Origin of the sequence: Rothia similimucilaginosa (assembly GCF_029850875.1) — a bacterium.
GTDB lineage: Bacteria > Actinomycetota > Actinomycetes > Actinomycetales > Micrococcaceae > Rothia.
Genome location: NZ_JAOVAM010000003.1, coordinates 191,681 through 206,004, shown reverse-complemented (window position 1 = coordinate 206,004; position 14,324 = coordinate 191,681). Strand labels below are relative to the sequence as shown.

Below are 14,324 nucleotides of genomic sequence, written 5' to 3'. Positions count from 1 at the left end.
CGATGGCACTGCTAGGGGGTCGGCGTGGGGTTTTGAGACACCCCTGCTATTATATGACGAGGAACACAATGGAGCACTAGAGGGGTGTATTAAAACTTCAAGTATATTCACAGCCTCACATGAAAATACAGAGTGATACCAGTAGATAAAAGAAGCTGTGAATATTTATAAGGGAAAAATACTGAAAGCTTCAGGCGGTTCCTGAAACCTCCCAAAATGGGGGAAAGATATTGTACTCTTCTCACCCATAAAGATGAATCCACTATGTTGAATCCGCTTGATTTATCCGTCAAATAGGAGAAATATTAAGTAAGAGGATTGAGACTCGAACAGGTATTGGGGACTGTTTGACTCTGCGTCGCTTCCGGCGCACCCCACACCACGTACGACTGGGATCCCGTACACAGACTTTGAGAGAAGGTTGAACCATGTCAGGTGCTGTACCTGGATATGTCCACATCTCCCAGCGCGGTCGTGCCGCTAAGCGTCAGGTCGTGCAGCCCCAGCGCCCCGCTGTGCAGGCCGCAACGTTGCGTCCGATGACCTTTTCAGCCAGTGATTCTGCCCATAGGCAGGCTCAGGAAAATGAGGCACGCGGCTTCGTGCTCTACGTGGGTTTGAACGAAGAACTTGCTGCCGCGAACGGCACCTCCCTGGTGCGTATCGTTCAGGATTTGCGTACTTATGCACACCATCTGGCTCCCGAGTCGGAGTCGTATGCCGCCGTGGCGTTGGCTCCGGTGAACGCTGAGGGTAGCGACCTTGAGGTGGTGCGTAACGCGTTGGGCGATCCGACCGCAATGTATATGCATCCGGAGGCAAATGCCGCCCGCGAGGCAGAGGCTACGAATAGCCACTCCTCGGGTGTATTGATTGATTTGGCGCGCCGCGAGGTGTTCCTGGACGGTGAGCCGCTCATGCTGACCTTCAAGGAATTCGAGTTGCTGGCACACCTGGTGGAGAACTCATCCCGCACCGTGGGTCGTGAGGAGCTGCTGAAGGCCCTATGGAGTTCGGGCGATGAGCATCCGCATGAGCGTACGATTGACGTGCATATCCGTCGTCTGCGTTCGAAGCTGGGTCGCCTGTCGGGTACCGTGCGTACGGTGCGCGGCCAGGGTTACCGTTTCTTTGAGCACCCCGAGGTTGTCGTCTGGGCTGCTCCGGAATACTCGATTTAGTTTTTAGCGTGCACCCCGGTGTGCTGGCGTGATGCCGGCGCGCCGGGGTTTACTTGTGCCCACCTTGTGGGTGTTAGTGCGCGTGCTGTAGCGGCGTACGGGACGTTCCGGTGCCCTCTAGCTAGAATGGGTGTATGGCTGAAAATTCTTCCAACACTGCATCTGGCTCGCACCGCCGCGAGGTTAAGCGTCTGATTATTATGCGCCATGCGGAGGCTGATTGGGGTCTGAATGATTTTGATCGTCCGCTGACGAAGCGCGGTCATGAGCAGGCTGCCGCCGCTGGTGCTTGGTTGGCTTCTCGCGGTTATATTCCGGAGCAGATTGTGTCGTCATCGGCATTGCGTACTCGACAGACGACGACTTGGGTTTCGGATGGTTTGGGGGCGAAGGCGCCTACCGCTCATTTGGATGAGGGGCTGTATGAGGTGTCTGCGTCCCGTATTATTGCGCGCATTAACAGCGTTTCGGAGAATGTTCATTCTCTGATGATGGTGTCGCATCTGCCCGGTGTGCAGGATGCAGCGCAGCGTTTGATGAGCCCGGATTCTGACCTGAATGCGTCCATGGATGTGTACTACGGTTTCCCGCCCTCTTCCATCGCGGTGTTTGAGGTGCTGGGGGAGTGGGCTCTACTTGATGGCGCGGATGCGCGCCTCGTGGACTTCAAGAGCTTCTAGGTTTCGTGCCTGAAAGGGTAAAGTAAAAGCCCCGTACCGGTTGGTACGGGGCTTTTGCGGCGGAGACGGGGGGATTTGAACCCCCGGTCGAGTTTAACCCCGACCCTTCATTAGCAGTGAAGTCCATTCGGCCGCTCTGGCACGTCTCCACGGTGCGCTCGTGAGCGCATCCCTATAAGAATATAGGCTGTTTTGCGCTTGGTCAATTTGACCCATGCTTTGGGGGATATTTCTGAGTGTGTGTTGCTCTATAGGGCGGACTATGGATTGTAGGCTTTGAGGCTTATATGCATCTTCGATAGACTGCTGCTGTCCGACCGATAAATGGAGGACGTCTCTGGCGTGTGATTTTTCCATACAGCGTTGCCAGAGTTGTCTTATGTACTCAACGAAATGAGAAATCATGTCTGAAAACCCCAACAACCCCCAGCCCCAGTTCAACCAGAACCCCCAGTTTAGCCAGCAGGCACCCCAGTTCAATCAGCAGGCACCTTACGGTGTGCCCGTTCAGAGCCCTGAGCAGCAGGCTCAGGCGAAGAAGGCAAAGACTCTGTCGATTGTTTCTTTGGTGAGCGGTATTGTGAGCTTGTTCCTCTTTGGTTACATCCTTGGTGCTGTGGCTATTGTGACCGGCCGCCTGGCTATGAACAACCCTGAGTTGAAGAATCGCGGTATGGCTATTGCCGGTACTATTCTGGGTGCCGTCGGCATTGTGTTGCTGATTGCTCTGAGGATTCTTGTAAAGTCCTAGGGTTGAAGCTACCCACTGTAACCTTATGATTTGAGGGAGCCTGCGTGTACTCCATGTGTACGTGGGCTTTTGTGTGCCTCGTCAGTTTTCTAGTTTGTGCATTATGGTACATATATCTCTAGAATGACGAATTTGTTTGTACCTACCTCATCGATAGGTTAGGGTGAATTAGGTTTAATGCATACCATTCACGCGAAAGAAGGACCATATGTCCCAGAATCCGCAGGACTCTAACTTCTACGACTACAACCCGGAATACGGCAACCTGAACCAGCAGAACGCTCAGAACGGCCAGTATGGCCAGCAGCAGTACCAGCAGCCTGGCCAGTACGGCCAGCCCCTGATGGTCCCCGTCGGCATTGTTCAGAAGACCCCTGAACAGCTCGCGGGTGAGAAGGCTGCTCAGACCTCCATGGTGCTGGGCATTATCGGCCTGGTTTGCAACTTCATCGTCAGCTGGTGGTCGTTCGGTCTGCCCTCCTTGATCCTGGGTGTTATTGGTATCTTCAAGGCGAACGAGGCAGAGCGCTACGGCGCGGCTGCTTCGGCTGGTCGCATCATGAGCTGGATTAACGCAGTTATTGGTGGTCTGTACTTGCTTTTCCTTGGAGGTTTTGTACTGCTGGGGCTTATCGGTATTGCAGGTGCTGCTTCTTCCTCGTCCAGCCACTTTGTTGAGCTGGCTAGCACCCTGGCATTCTTCTAAAAACTTCCGCCCTCACTGGAAGGTATGTAAAGAGCCCCGTTCCTCAATGTGAGGAGCGGGGCTCTTGATGTCCACACTGGAGCAGAAGCTAAAACGCGGATGGTAAGGGATTTGAACCCTTGAGACGGGGTTACCGCCTACTGGTTTTCAAGACCAGCTCCTTCGGCCGCTCGGACAACCATCCATATGCGCCAGAGACCGGCATCTTATGGCAATACCGTGCCGCAGGGCACTACGAGATTATCTCATGAGATAAGCTTTCTGTAAATCGCGCACCAATGATGGTGCTTCCGGCAATGAGGAGGACCCATGAGAGCAATTATTGAGAACAGTCACGGTGGACCTGAGGTTCTGGCAATCAGCGAAGTCCCCACCCCCGTACCCCAATCCCACGAAGTTCTCATCCGCATTCACGCTGCTGGAATCAACCGCGCCGACGCCCTGCAACGCCGTGGATTCTACCCGCCGCCCGCCGGTGCGAGTGCGATCTACGGCCTCGAAGTGGCAGGTGTGATTGAAGCTGTTGGTGATGGCGTCTCAGTTGAGAATCGCGGAACGTCAGTCATGGCGCTACTCACTGGAGGCGGCTACGCCGACTACGTGACCGTACCAATCGACCACGTGTTGCCCGTACCCGAACAGCTGAGCTTCGCCGAAGCCGCCGGTATTCCCGAAGTCGCGGCAACTGTCTACTCGAACCTGGTGCTCACCTGCGGTATGAGCATGAACCCCGCCGAAAACCTTAAGGAAGACGGCGAACCCGCGGTGGTGCTCATTCACGGCGGCACCGGCGGTATCGGTGTGCACGCTATTCAGCTGGCGCTCGCCGCGGGTACCCGTGTGTTTGCGACCGTAAGTACCGAGGAAAAAGCAGAATATGTGCGCTCACTAGGTGCTGAACCGATCATTTATACCGAATATTCGTTCTGTGAAGTTCTGTTGGCTGAAACCGGCGGACGCGGCGCCGATTATATCCTCGATGTGGTGGGTGGGAAGTACCTGGATGATAACCTGCACACCCTAGCCGACGGTGGGTACCTGTGCATTATCGGTCTCATGGGTGGCGCTAAAGCAGAAGTTAATCTGGGTTACATGCTCACCCGCCGCCTGTCGGTGCACGCCACGAGCCTGCGCACTCGTTCGGATCAGCAGAAGGCTGAGATTCTGCGCGGTGTACGCGAACACGTGCTGCCGTTGATTGAATCCGGCAGGGTTGGCGTGGGCCTGGATCGTATTTTCGATGTGGAGGAGGCGGCTGCCGCCCACGAATACTTCGACTCGGGTCAGCATTGCGGCAAGATTGTACTGCGCATGGTCTAGAAGCCGCTGTGCTCCCCCCGGTGCCGTTTCAGGTCGGTGCCGCGGGGAGTGTCGCGTGAGGGGAGAGATGAAAATCTGGGTTCGAAATAATCAGCTGACTGCTGACAGCTCGTCACTAAAAGAGATTTAGGGTAACCTAAGTATAAGGAGGTTTGCGGATCGCTGCAGGGCCCATCGTTAGCAGCCTCCACTGACCAACAAACACGGCACACACACCACGCAGAGGAGGACATATGGGACTTAAAAGCTACCTGCAATCGCGCCGCGACGACGCCGAACTCGGCAAAGGCATCTGGCGCCGATCCCACGACCGGTTCATTCGCGGCATTGACCGCTTCCACCAGGTCCTCGAACGCCTAGCGGCAACCGATTCGTCCACCTCCATGATTGAACTCATTGTGCCGGACGCAAACGCTCTCGCCGACCTCATCCCGCGCGTGCGTGCCGTCGTTATGGAAGCGCACCGCCTCGCCCCCAGCGACGGCGATATTCCCGCCTCCCCATTCGGCACCTACTCCGACCTAAATCGCGCCCTATCCAAAGCTGGTAATGCCGTGGCCCTCTGCGCCGAAGCGCTCGCCATGGCACGCTGCTTCGGCAATTGTGCGAGTGCATGCGACCGCCAGGTGAGCGTGCACCGCCGCGTAGAAACCGTCATCCAGCACATTGAGGATGCGGAACGCCTGATTCAGCGTGCCCAGAAGGAAGCTGCTGGCGAGCTGACCTTTGATGACGGAATCCCCGTCGGCCGCACCCAACTGGTTGAGGCATAACACAGGGCCTAAATTGCGATCAACAGGTGAGTTAGTTTGATGTGCACCTCAGCAGACGATAGGCTTAAAGAAGAGGTGTAGGACACTTCTTATGCGGTTCCGTCATAATGGAGGTGGCGACACAATGCGATGGTACGCGCGGAAGAACCGCAGACTTTTTCCTGTCCCTCTACGGCACAATCCAATGTATATACAATTCACGGAAGAAGTCACACACCATGTTTGAATTCCATCGCAATGAGCGTGCGCGTCAGCTGCGCCCCAGCCTCTCACGCTCCTGGCTCCTAGTGCGCGCCAACTCAACCGAAGAAGTTTTTGAAGAGGCCTTCAAATCCGAGGCTGACTCCATCATTATCGACCTGGAAGACGGTTGCCCCGCCGAAGAGAAGGACGCAGCCCGAGAACAGGTCGTTCGTATGCTCAACTCCGGTGTGGTCGCATGGGTGCGAATCAACGCCATCACCACCGAACACTGGTGGAAGGACGTCAAGGCTCTCAAGAACGTGAAAGGTCTGCGAGGCGTCATGCTCGCCACCGCAGAGCACGCCACCGACATCGACCGCACTGCTGCCGAACTGCCCGCCGGTACCCCTATTATTGCGCTGATTGAGTCCGCACTCGGCGTGCACCATTCGGTGGATATTGCCCGCGCTATCGGTACCTTCCGCCTCGCATTCGGTGCGGGTGACTACCGCCGCGATACCGGTTCTTCCGCAACCCCCATGGCACTGGCCTACGTGCGTTCGCAGCTGGTGATTGCCTCCACTCTGGGTGGTCTTCCCGGCCCCATTGACGGCCCGACCCTCGGCGCGTACGGTGGCGACCTCTCCAAGGCATGCGGCTACGCGAACGACCACGGCATGACCGGTAAGATCACCTTGGATATCCGCCAGGCGGAGACCATCAACGCGGCGTTCTCCCCCAGCGAGATCGAGATCGAAGAAGCACACCAGATGCTAGACGTGCCCCTCGACGGCCCCCGCGATGGATCCTACCTGCCGCGTTACCTGCGTGCAAAGAAGGTCAAGGAACTCGCCAAGGTGTACGGCCTGTGGGGCAAGACCGACAGCGACTTCCAGCGTGCCTCCAAGTAAGGTGCTGGCGTAAAGTATACGCATAAAAAGCCGCGCATCCGAGCTCTGAAAGGGGAATCGGAAGCGCGGCTTTTGTCTGCCTAAAACCTCACGAGGCTACAGTCTGGCGGGCTGCCGGTCAGTAGCCTAGTTGCGGGGTGATTTGCCGCCCGTCAGCGCATGAGCGCACACGTACGAAGTCACCAAAGAAATCACAATCGGTACCATGAACGTGGTGTCATTCTCATACACGGAGCGGTAGAAGAACCACACTGCCAGAGAAACGACCAGCGCCAACACATACACCAGAGTAAAACGTGTAGTCGGGCTCATTGGGCGTGCAGAGCCAGCGGAGGTGCGACCTGCCTGCGGGCGGCCCCTCTGGCGCTTAGTGGATGTGGATCGAGAAGACATGAGAATCTCCTAAAGTTCGACGGTGACATCTTCGAGAAAACAACATCTCTCAGATGCTAAAAACCGCCGCAACATACCGGAAACCGGCATGCGTTACGGCGGATGTGGAGCCTCCAGTGGGATTTGAACCCACGACCTTTTCTTTACGAGGGAAATGCTCTACCCCTGAGCTATAGAGGCGCATATGCTTCCGTTCTCAACTGCCCGAAAGCAACCGGCGAACAGTGCATACCCCGCAATAGTACCAAAAAAGGCGGGGGAGAGGCTAATTACTTTCAGCACCGGGCCCGCAGCTGAGAGCAGGCGGCAGAGCGGCTATGGTGTGCACTGCATTCACTCCGCAAACCCGCCCGAAGATAGGGAAAGTTCAGGGCAGGGGCATACAATAAAGCCTATACCCACGGCGGCCGACAGCACTTCACAGTGCACATCAACCACAGATTGATTACCCATAGGCCAGCCCGCCACCCGTAGAGAGAGGAACCCCCATGACTTCACCCCTCAACCGTCGTACCCTGCTGCTGGGCGTAGTGCCCGCCGCCGCACTGGGACTGAGCGCATGCGGTTCCAGCTCCTCCCAATCCTCCGCATCGGCGTCTGCGAGTGGTTCGGCGAGCGCATCTGCAAGCACCGCCGCTACCTCGGCGAGCGCATCCGCGAGTGCTTTGGCATCTGCTGACCCCTCGGCTACTGCTTCGGCAACCGCCGATGACGGCTACGTCGGCTACCGCCTCAATCGCGAAGTACCCGGCGCAGGCACCGCAACCCTGTACACCGACTACCAGTGCCCCTACTGCGCTAAGGCAGAACCTAAGTTTGAAGAAGCCGCCAAGAAGCTTGACGGTGTGCTGAACGTGACCGTGCGTCACATGCCGCTGAACATGCACGCCAACGCCGTACCCGCAGCGCTCGTCGTGGAGGCCGCCGAGGCGCAGGGTAAGCACGTTGAAATGGCGAACAAGCTCTTCGCCGCCCAGAACGACTGGAAGAACATCAAAGAACGCGATAAGCTGCGCACCCTCTTCAATGACTACGCCAAGGAACTGGGCCTGAATACCGAAGAATTCGACAAGGCTCTGCTCGACTCCAACACCGTCAAGCCCGTTCAGCGCGACTACGAGCACGCAGTGAAGATTGGTGTGAAGGGCACCCCCACCTTCGCCGTGAACGATAAGGTCGTTGAAGGACTGGACTCCTCCTCCTCGGTGGATGACCTGGTCAGCACCTTCAAACGTGAAGCTGGCGTGAAGTAGTGGCACATATTCAGCTCTCTGGTGGTCAGCGCGCCGAAATCCACCCCGACGGGTTCAGCGACCACGGATACGTCCTCGAAATCGGTGGCGCCGAGCAGTCCCACGTGGATGTGCAGAACCCCGACTACGTGTTCTACGAGTACCTGCGCCGCATCGCAAACACTGTGGATGTGCTTGCACCTGCCGGTGAACCCATCACTGCCGCCCACCTGGGCGCCGGTGCGCTCACCCTTGTGCGTTATATTCAGGCGACCCGCCCCGGCTCCCGCCAGATTGCCGTGGATATTGAGCCCGAGCTCATGGGCTTCGTGACGGATCGCCTGCCGCTACCCGCAGGTACCGACTGCCAGCTGGTGGTCGGTGACGCCCGCGAGCAGCTGGCAAACCTGCTCGAACTGCTGGGCGTGCCCGGCTTCGATGCGATTATCCTCGATATCTTCACCGGCATGGACGCGCCCGCCCACCTGACGAACCGCGACTTCTACCGCGAACTCAAGGACGCCCTGAGTGAGCGCGGTATGGTTGCCATCAACGTGGGTGACGATGCGGGTCTGCCCTTCTTCCAGCTGCAGGCAATCGCCATGCTGGAAGTCTTCGATCACGTGTGGTGTCTGTGCGAAAGCTCCATGATCAGCGGGCAGAACGAGGGCAACCTTGTGCTGGTTGGTACCTCCCGTAAGCTGGACGAGGACACCCAAGACCGGCTGTACGCCCTGGGCCCGCATCCGGCGGAGGTGCTCACCACCGATGAGCTGCGCGACCTGCTGGAACAACTGGATAAGAGCTAAACCGAACATACAAAACCGTTGAGGCGGGTACCTAGCTAGGTACCCGCCTCAACGGTTTTCTCTATGAGTTTTCTATAGGGGTTTTTCTATACGCCGCGCGCCGGCGGAATTTTGGTTTTTACTCAGGTAGCGGCATGGGAACGGGGTCCTTGCCGTCACCCTTCTGTGGAGGAGAACTACCCTTCGTGGTGGTGAGCGTAATGCCTATGCTCGCGGTCATCAGCAGGAAAATCGGCACCCAACGAATCGGGCCGGTCTTCTGATTCAGCAGCGCCCAACCGGCAATCGCCGCAATAGAAGAAGCCATTCATCAGACCGAAAATGATGACGGCACGCCACTGCTCCTTCGACCAGGACAGCGTACCCGGCGGCGTTTCGCCGCCGCGGCGGGTATGTCAATGCGCCGCCAACCACACGGCGCTACCCACCACAATGGAAGCAATCGTCAGGCGGCTGACGGTAATAGCCAGCGCGCCAAACAGCGGAAAGAGCGTCATCGCGAACGTGGCACCGAATTGCAGTGACAAGCAGGATATCAACACAAATATGACGCCCAGAGCGGGGCGTTGAGATGAAGTATGCGGCATGATTCTCCTTCCTGCGTCTTCGAAGGAGGCGGTGTATCTCTTAAGGTGTACAGGTGAGGTATCGATTTGGGCGGGGGCACGAACCTGACCAGCCCAGTTAAGCAGATAAAGAGTGCACCCCCGGGCAGCACGAGATACTATTCCACTCGTTACCCGGGGGTGCTAGAAACCGTTGATACGCTCAAAATCTCAGCAGGTTAGAGGCCCTTTGTCTCACGGTCAGCCTTAATCTGGCTGGCTGATGGGAGTGTAATGGAACTGGTTGCCATCTGTGCAATATCCACTGCGTGTGCATCCACCGCACCGGGCAGGTATCGATCGGAATCCTCGAAAGTACCCTCCTCCTGCGCCTTCTTTTGCGCACGAGCGTGAGAAATTGAAATGCCGATACTCGCAGCCACCAGCAGAGCAATAGCAGCCCAACGAACCAGACCGGTCGCCTCACCAAGCATCACAATACCCACAGCTGCCGCAATTGCAGGCTCCAGGGACAGTACAACACTGTAAATGTGTGCAGGGAGCAGACGCAGGGAAGAAACCTCACCCAGCGCCGGCAGAGCAGAAGCCAGCAGACCCATCACGCAGCCAATAGCTAGCAGGTTCACATCCTGGGTAACCTTCAGCAGGTTATTGCCGCTAATCAAGAATGGGAAGGGCATAACCAGTAGGGTAGAGACAACGTTACCCATGACCATGCCACCCATGCCCGGGATGAGCGCGCCCACCTTCTCCGTCGCCAGAATATAGGCGGCACGAGAAACAGCGGTCAGGACCGAGAAAAACACGCCCATCAGGGCGAAATCTTCAGGCTTAGCCTGGGACTCGGCCGTCAGAATCGCCATGCCCGTAAAGGACAACGCAATCCACACCAGGTCCAGCTTGCGGCGCGACATAACCGTCGCCAGAACCAGCGGGCCCATGAACTCAATTGCCACCGCAATCGCCAGCGGAACCTGCTCAATCGCCACATAGAAGAACGCATTTGCACCGGTCAGGGCGATACCAAGGACAATGACCGTCATCCACTGTTGGCGGGTCCACGAACGAATCTGTGGACGGAAGAACGCCCACAGGAGGACAGAAGAAGTCAGCAGGCGCAGAGCCACCACGCCCCAGGGACCCAAATCGCCCATCAGCTGCTTGGCGAGAGCCGCACCGAACTGCGCGGAAATAATCGCGCCGGTCGCGTACGCAACACCCAGCCCCTGAGTCGCCAGGGGAGAACGCGCAGCATTGGGCGTATGGGTGGAAGAAGTCATAGCAATCCTTATTAGTTCAGAAGAGGTGTCAGTCGCTATCTGTTATCAGGCGCGACCCAAATCTCCGTGAAACAGGTCACGCACTATGCAAACAATGAATAGTGTGTAATCTACGACAATTTTACGCGCTTTAAAATCCGACGCAAATAGAGACCAAAACACCTTAACAAGCGGTCAAAAAAACACACGCCCTCGGTGAAATTTCATCCCTACACCCCACCACAGGCCCCATATTCAGGAAATATTCACCAAGCCATGATTTACTGAGAGCATGCTTGACCCGAAGAAGTCTCTATTTGATAAAGACGGTAACCCCCGTCCCGCGCTAACCACCACCCTCGACAACGTACTGCGTATGCAACGACCGCTCGCGCTGTCCATCGTCAAAAAACTGCGTGAAGCGCACCCCGACGAAACCCCCGAACAAATCCACAAGCGACTCGACCGCACCTACCTGCGTGACATCACCGCCATCGGTGGCGTCACCGGCGCATCCGCATTCGTGCCCGGCGTCGGTACCGTCACCTCCATGAGCCTGTCCGCGCTAGCAGTCGGCGGTTATCTCGAACGCACTGCACTCTACGCCCAGGCCGTCGCAGAACTGCACGGCGTGCACGTACGCGACGCCGAAACCGCCCGCTCCATGGTCATGGCAATCATGCTCGGTGAAGAAGGCTCCCAGCTCATGAATACTGTGCTGCTGCAAACTGGTAAAGCAAGCGGCGTCTCCAACAAATGGGGCATGCTGCTTGGCAACTCCTCCAGCGGCAAGATGTTCAGCGTCGAACGCACCATCCGCAACCTGTTCATCCGCCGATTCCTCATCCGCCAGACCGGCGCACTGCTCGGCCGTGCCCTACCCTTCGGCGTGGGCGCAGTCGTTGGCGGCGGCGCAAACCTGGCGCTTGGCAAGGACGTTGTACGCAACACCCGCCGTGCTTTCGGCAATGCACCCGCGTACTTCCCCTCAGAGCTCATGATTACCCCACGTGCACCCCGTGTGCAGGATAGCTCCGAAGACACCTCAACCGGCGTGGCTGGCTACCTGCTCAAAGGCGTCAAGGACGCAGGTAAGGTAGCTGGCAAGGTCTTCACCCGCGGCAAGGATCACGATACCGAAACCGGCCGCCGCCGCATGCTCGGCCGCTAAACCCGCTGGCCAGCAGAACAAAGCAAAGACCCAGTACACTGAAGACCCCGGATCCCTAAGGGAACCGGGGTCTTCAGTTTTTAATCCTTCGCTACGGACTAAGCGTTCTTCGCGTGATCCAGCAGCTGAGCCGCAATACCGTTATAAGTGTGCGGAGTCAGAGCCGACAGACGTGCCTCAGCTTCGGGAGAGAGGCCCAACGTAGCCACGAACTCCGTCAGGCGAGCGGCATCCACGCGGTGGCCGCGAGTCAGCTCCTTCAGGCGCTCATACGGGTTCTCCATGCCGGGAACACCCGCGATAGCCTCAGCACGCATCACCATCTGGATCGCCTCAGCCAGGACTTCCCAATTCGCATCCAGATCAGCCGAAATAACCTCGGTTGCAATATCCAGACGCTCAAGACCCTTCACCACATTGGAGATAGCCAGCACCGAGTGACCAAATGCCACACCAATATTGCGCTGTGCTGAGGAGTCCGTCAGGTCACGCTGCCAACGAGAAGTCACCAGGGTCGAACCCAGCGAATCCAGCAGAGCGTTGGAGAGCTCCAGGTTAGCCTCCGCATTCTCAAAGCGAATCGGGTTCACCTTGTGCGGCATGGTCGACGAACCGGTTGCACCAGCCACCGGAATCTGGCGGAAGAAACCAATCGAAATGTAGCTCCACACATCGGTGCAGAGGTTGTGCAGCACGCGGTTGAAATGAGCGATATCCGAGTATAGCTCAGCCTGCCAGTCGTGTGACTCGATCTGGGTGGTCAGCGGGTTCCAGGTCAGGCCCAGGTGCTCCACAAAACCACGAGAAACATCCTGCCAATCAGCGTCAGGAACCGACGCATAGTGAGCAGCGTAGGTGCCGGTCGCACCATTAATCTTGCCCAGGAACTCGGTTGCAGCAACGTGCTTCACCTGGCGCTTCAGACGGTACGCGAGCACGCCCAGCTCCTTACCCAGGGTGGAGGGAGTTGCAGGCTGACCGTGAGTACGGCACAGCATCGGCACGTTGCGGCCTTCCTCAGCCAGCTTAAGCAGCACCTCAATCAGGTTCTCAGCGGCAGGAACCCACACGTTCTCAACAGCATCCTTGATGCCCAGCGCGTAGGCGAGGTTGTTAATGTCCTCGGAGGTGCAACCGAAGTGAACCAGCGGCACCAGGTGCCCCAGACCCAGACCCTCCAGACGGCGGCCAATGTAGTACTCGACAGCTTTCACATCGTGAACGGTGACTGCCTCAATCTCTGCCAGCTCAGCGACAGAATCAGCATCAAAATCAGTGACAATCGCGCGCAGACCATTCTTCTGCTTACCGGTGAGCGGGGACAGGCCCGGAAGAATCGAATGCTCGCACAGGTAGATGAACCACTCAACCTCAACGTGAATGCGATCGCGGTTCAGAGCGGCCTCAGAAAGGTAGTTGGTCAGGGGTGCGGTGGCGGATGCGTAGCGTCCATCCAGAGGGCCCAGCGCAAGGTCGCCGGTGCCCAGGTCGATACGGCCAGAAGGCAAAAAGGTGTTATTGATGTGAGACATAACTCTATTTTTGCACGAATCCGCCGAAAAAAAGAGGTGGGCAGAGTACATAGACGTGATGGGCGGTTCGGTTAGTTGCAGAAATATGACAAATCGAGGTGCGGCGGAAGGGGCATTTTTCGGGTTTTGAAGGCGCAAAATGTGCGAATTTTTGAAACATGCCTGAGTTATCCACAGGTTAGCGTACTCAGCCTGCACGGTCACCGCGGCAGATTTAGCCTAAAACAAACCCGCCGCGAAAGGACACACCATGAACGCCATCGTCGACACCGCACCACCTCCCGTACTCCAACTGCCCCGGATCGAACCAACCGATATCCTCCGCGCAGCAGGACACATGGGCATCGGCACCGCAGCCGGCCACACCCTCGCCACTCAGCTCATGGCTGCCGCCGCGCTCGCCCGAGCCAAAGGCGCAGAACTCTCCCACAGGATGCGCACCGAAGCCCAAGAAATCCGCATCGCACACCAACACGCCAACGAACTCAACGGCAACCACTGGGTATCCGAAGCCGGACGCGCCTACCGGCGACAACTCCAAGAACACCGCGAAAAAGTCCGCAACCAAGCTGAACAAGCCGAAGGTGCCGCTGCCATGATTGCCGCCGCTGGTGAAGAACTCGCCAACGACCTCACTGCCAAAGCGCAGGAAATCCAAGCCGCCGCCTCCGTAGTAGATAACCTACTCGGAAAACTCGCTGATAGCGCCGCCGACCTCCTCGAAAAGCTCGACCCCGGCGAAATCATAGCCCGCTCAGGCGTACAAAAAGCCCAGTCAACGCTGAATTTGCTCATGCACGTGAACCTGCCCGACGGGCTGAGCTCGCTTATCTGAACCCACTCACCTCACCCTAGGA

At 57.3% G+C, this 14,324-nt stretch carries 15 protein-coding genes and 3 tRNA genes; 11 read left to right on the top strand and 7 right to left on the bottom strand.

Annotated elements, in window-relative coordinates; all coding sequences use genetic code 11:
• Window positions 1–428: 428 nt before the first annotated feature.
• Both QFX05_RS03710 and QFX05_RS03705 read left to right on the top strand, forming a co-directional pair.
• Complete coding sequence (locus QFX05_RS03710; protein WP_279741026.1) at window positions 429–1,181, top strand: winged helix-turn-helix domain-containing protein; 753 nt, start codon at window positions 429–431, stop codon at window positions 1,179–1,181.
• Between the two features lie 134 nt (window positions 1,182–1,315).
• The gene (locus QFX05_RS03705; protein WP_279741025.1) at window positions 1,316–1,861 is read left to right on the top strand and encodes a SixA phosphatase family protein; all 546 of its coding nucleotides are present in this window, start codon (window positions 1,316–1,318) and stop codon (window positions 1,859–1,861) included.
• A gap of 60 nt (window positions 1,862–1,921) precedes the next feature.
• Here the strand turns inward: QFX05_RS03705 and QFX05_RS03700 are convergent.
• A tRNA-Ser gene (locus QFX05_RS03700) sits at window positions 1,922–2,010 on the bottom strand.
• 254 nt (window positions 2,011–2,264) lie between these two features.
• On the opposite strand from QFX05_RS03700, the gene QFX05_RS03695 reads away from it, so the two are divergent.
• The gene (locus tag QFX05_RS03695) at window positions 2,265–2,612 is read left to right on the top strand and encodes a DUF4190 domain-containing protein (protein WP_279741023.1); all 348 of its coding nucleotides are present in this window, start codon (window positions 2,265–2,267) and stop codon (window positions 2,610–2,612) included.
• Between the two features lie 208 nt (window positions 2,613–2,820).
• Window positions 2,821–3,318: a DUF4190 domain-containing protein gene (locus QFX05_RS03690; RefSeq protein ID WP_279741021.1), complete on the top strand. Its 498-nt coding sequence runs from the start codon at window positions 2,821–2,823 to the stop codon at window positions 3,316–3,318.
• A gap of 96 nt (window positions 3,319–3,414) precedes the next feature.
• Here the strand turns inward: QFX05_RS03690 and QFX05_RS03685 are convergent.
• Window positions 3,415–3,502, bottom strand: a tRNA-Ser gene (locus tag QFX05_RS03685).
• Between the two features lie 125 nt (window positions 3,503–3,627).
• Between QFX05_RS03685 and QFX05_RS03680 the strand changes: the two genes are divergently transcribed.
• From QFX05_RS03680 to QFX05_RS03670, 3 genes are all read left to right on the top strand, one after another.
• The gene (locus tag QFX05_RS03680) at window positions 3,628–4,638 is read left to right on the top strand and encodes an NAD(P)H-quinone oxidoreductase (RefSeq protein ID WP_279741020.1); all 1,011 of its coding nucleotides are present in this window, start codon (window positions 3,628–3,630) and stop codon (window positions 4,636–4,638) included.
• A gap of 233 nt (window positions 4,639–4,871) precedes the next feature.
• Window positions 4,872–5,411 (top strand): dehydrogenase, encoded by a 540-nt coding sequence (locus QFX05_RS03675; protein ID WP_279741018.1) that lies wholly within the window; start codon window positions 4,872–4,874, stop codon window positions 5,409–5,411.
• A 218-nt stretch (window positions 5,412–5,629) separates the two neighbouring features.
• Window positions 5,630–6,505, top strand: coding sequence for an HpcH/HpaI aldolase/citrate lyase family protein (locus QFX05_RS03670; protein ID WP_279741016.1), 876 nt, complete (start codon window positions 5,630–5,632; stop codon window positions 6,503–6,505).
• A gap of 126 nt (window positions 6,506–6,631) precedes the next feature.
• Here QFX05_RS03670 and QFX05_RS03665 read toward each other — a convergent pair whose 3' ends face one another.
• Window positions 6,632–6,898 (bottom strand): hypothetical protein, encoded by a 267-nt coding sequence (locus QFX05_RS03665; protein WP_279741015.1) that lies wholly within the window; start codon window positions 6,896–6,898, stop codon window positions 6,632–6,634.
• Between the two features lie 105 nt (window positions 6,899–7,003).
• Window positions 7,004–7,078 (bottom strand) — tRNA-Thr (locus QFX05_RS03660).
• A 308-nt stretch (window positions 7,079–7,386) separates the two neighbouring features.
• Here QFX05_RS03660 and QFX05_RS03655 point away from each other — a divergent pair.
• Both QFX05_RS03655 and QFX05_RS03650 read left to right on the top strand, forming a co-directional pair.
• Window positions 7,387–8,151, top strand: coding sequence for a DsbA family protein (locus tag QFX05_RS03655; protein WP_279741014.1), 765 nt, complete (start codon window positions 7,387–7,389; stop codon window positions 8,149–8,151).
• The gene (locus tag QFX05_RS03650) at window positions 8,151–8,939 is read left to right on the top strand and encodes a spermidine synthase (RefSeq protein WP_279741012.1); all 789 of its coding nucleotides are present in this window, start codon (window positions 8,151–8,153) and stop codon (window positions 8,937–8,939) included. The genes QFX05_RS03655 and QFX05_RS03650 overlap by 1 nt, the downstream gene beginning before the upstream one ends.
• A gap of 118 nt (window positions 8,940–9,057) precedes the next feature.
• Here the strand turns inward: QFX05_RS03650 and QFX05_RS03645 are convergent, their stop codons facing one another.
• Entirely contained in the window at window positions 9,058–9,246 is a 189-nt protein-coding gene (locus tag QFX05_RS03645; RefSeq protein ID WP_279741010.1) for a hypothetical protein, read from the bottom strand.
• A 477-nt stretch (window positions 9,247–9,723) separates the two neighbouring features.
• On the bottom strand, window positions 9,724–10,785 hold the full coding sequence (locus QFX05_RS03640) for an EamA family transporter (protein WP_279741008.1): 1,062 nt from the start codon (window positions 10,783–10,785) through the stop codon (window positions 9,724–9,726).
• Between the two features lie 271 nt (window positions 10,786–11,056).
• On the opposite strand from QFX05_RS03640, the gene QFX05_RS03635 reads away from it, so the two are divergent.
• Complete coding sequence (locus tag QFX05_RS03635; protein WP_279741006.1) at window positions 11,057–11,935, top strand: di- and tripeptidase; 879 nt, start codon at window positions 11,057–11,059, stop codon at window positions 11,933–11,935.
• A 98-nt stretch (window positions 11,936–12,033) separates the two neighbouring features.
• Here the strand turns inward: QFX05_RS03635 and purB are convergent, their stop codons facing one another.
• Entirely contained in the window at window positions 12,034–13,467 is a 1,434-nt protein-coding gene (purB, locus tag QFX05_RS03630) for an adenylosuccinate lyase (RefSeq protein ID WP_279741004.1), read from the bottom strand.
• Window positions 13,468–13,717: 250 nt separating this feature from the next.
• Here purB and QFX05_RS03625 point away from each other — a divergent pair, with 250 nt between their 5' ends.
• The gene (locus tag QFX05_RS03625; protein ID WP_279741002.1) at window positions 13,718–14,302 is read left to right on the top strand and encodes an ABC transporter substrate-binding protein; all 585 of its coding nucleotides are present in this window, start codon (window positions 13,718–13,720) and stop codon (window positions 14,300–14,302) included.
• Window positions 14,303–14,324: the final 22 nt, after the last annotated feature.

Coding starts and splice junctions, on each gene's coding strand:
- QFX05_RS03710 (WP_279741026.1), top strand. CDS start 429: ATGTCAGGTGCTGTACCTGGATATGTCCACATCTCCCAGCGCGGTCGT.
- QFX05_RS03705 (WP_279741025.1), top strand. CDS start 1,316: ATGGCTGAAAATTCTTCCAACACTGCATCTGGCTCGCACCGCCGCGAG.
- QFX05_RS03695 (WP_279741023.1), top strand. CDS start 2,265: ATGTCTGAAAACCCCAACAACCCCCAGCCCCAGTTCAACCAGAACCCC.
- QFX05_RS03690 (WP_279741021.1), top strand. CDS start 2,821: ATGTCCCAGAATCCGCAGGACTCTAACTTCTACGACTACAACCCGGAA.
- QFX05_RS03680 (WP_279741020.1), top strand. CDS start 3,628: ATGAGAGCAATTATTGAGAACAGTCACGGTGGACCTGAGGTTCTGGCA.
- QFX05_RS03675 (WP_279741018.1), top strand. CDS start 4,872: ATGGGACTTAAAAGCTACCTGCAATCGCGCCGCGACGACGCCGAACTC.
- QFX05_RS03670 (WP_279741016.1), top strand. CDS start 5,630: ATGTTTGAATTCCATCGCAATGAGCGTGCGCGTCAGCTGCGCCCCAGC.
- QFX05_RS03665 (WP_279741015.1), bottom strand. CDS start 6,898: ATGTCTTCTCGATCCACATCCACTAAGCGCCAGAGGGGCCGCCCGCAG.
- QFX05_RS03655 (WP_279741014.1), top strand. CDS start 7,387: ATGACTTCACCCCTCAACCGTCGTACCCTGCTGCTGGGCGTAGTGCCC.
- QFX05_RS03645 (WP_279741010.1), bottom strand. CDS start 9,246: ATGGCTTCTTCTATTGCGGCGATTGCCGGTTGGGCGCTGCTGAATCAG.
- QFX05_RS03640 (WP_279741008.1), bottom strand. CDS start 10,785: ATGACTTCTTCCACCCATACGCCCAATGCTGCGCGTTCTCCCCTGGCG.
- QFX05_RS03635 (WP_279741006.1), top strand. CDS start 11,057: ATGCTTGACCCGAAGAAGTCTCTATTTGATAAAGACGGTAACCCCCGT.
- purB (WP_279741004.1), bottom strand. CDS start 13,467: ATGTCTCACATCAATAACACCTTTTTGCCTTCTGGCCGTATCGACCTG.
- QFX05_RS03625 (WP_279741002.1), top strand. CDS start 13,718: ATGAACGCCATCGTCGACACCGCACCACCTCCCGTACTCCAACTGCCC.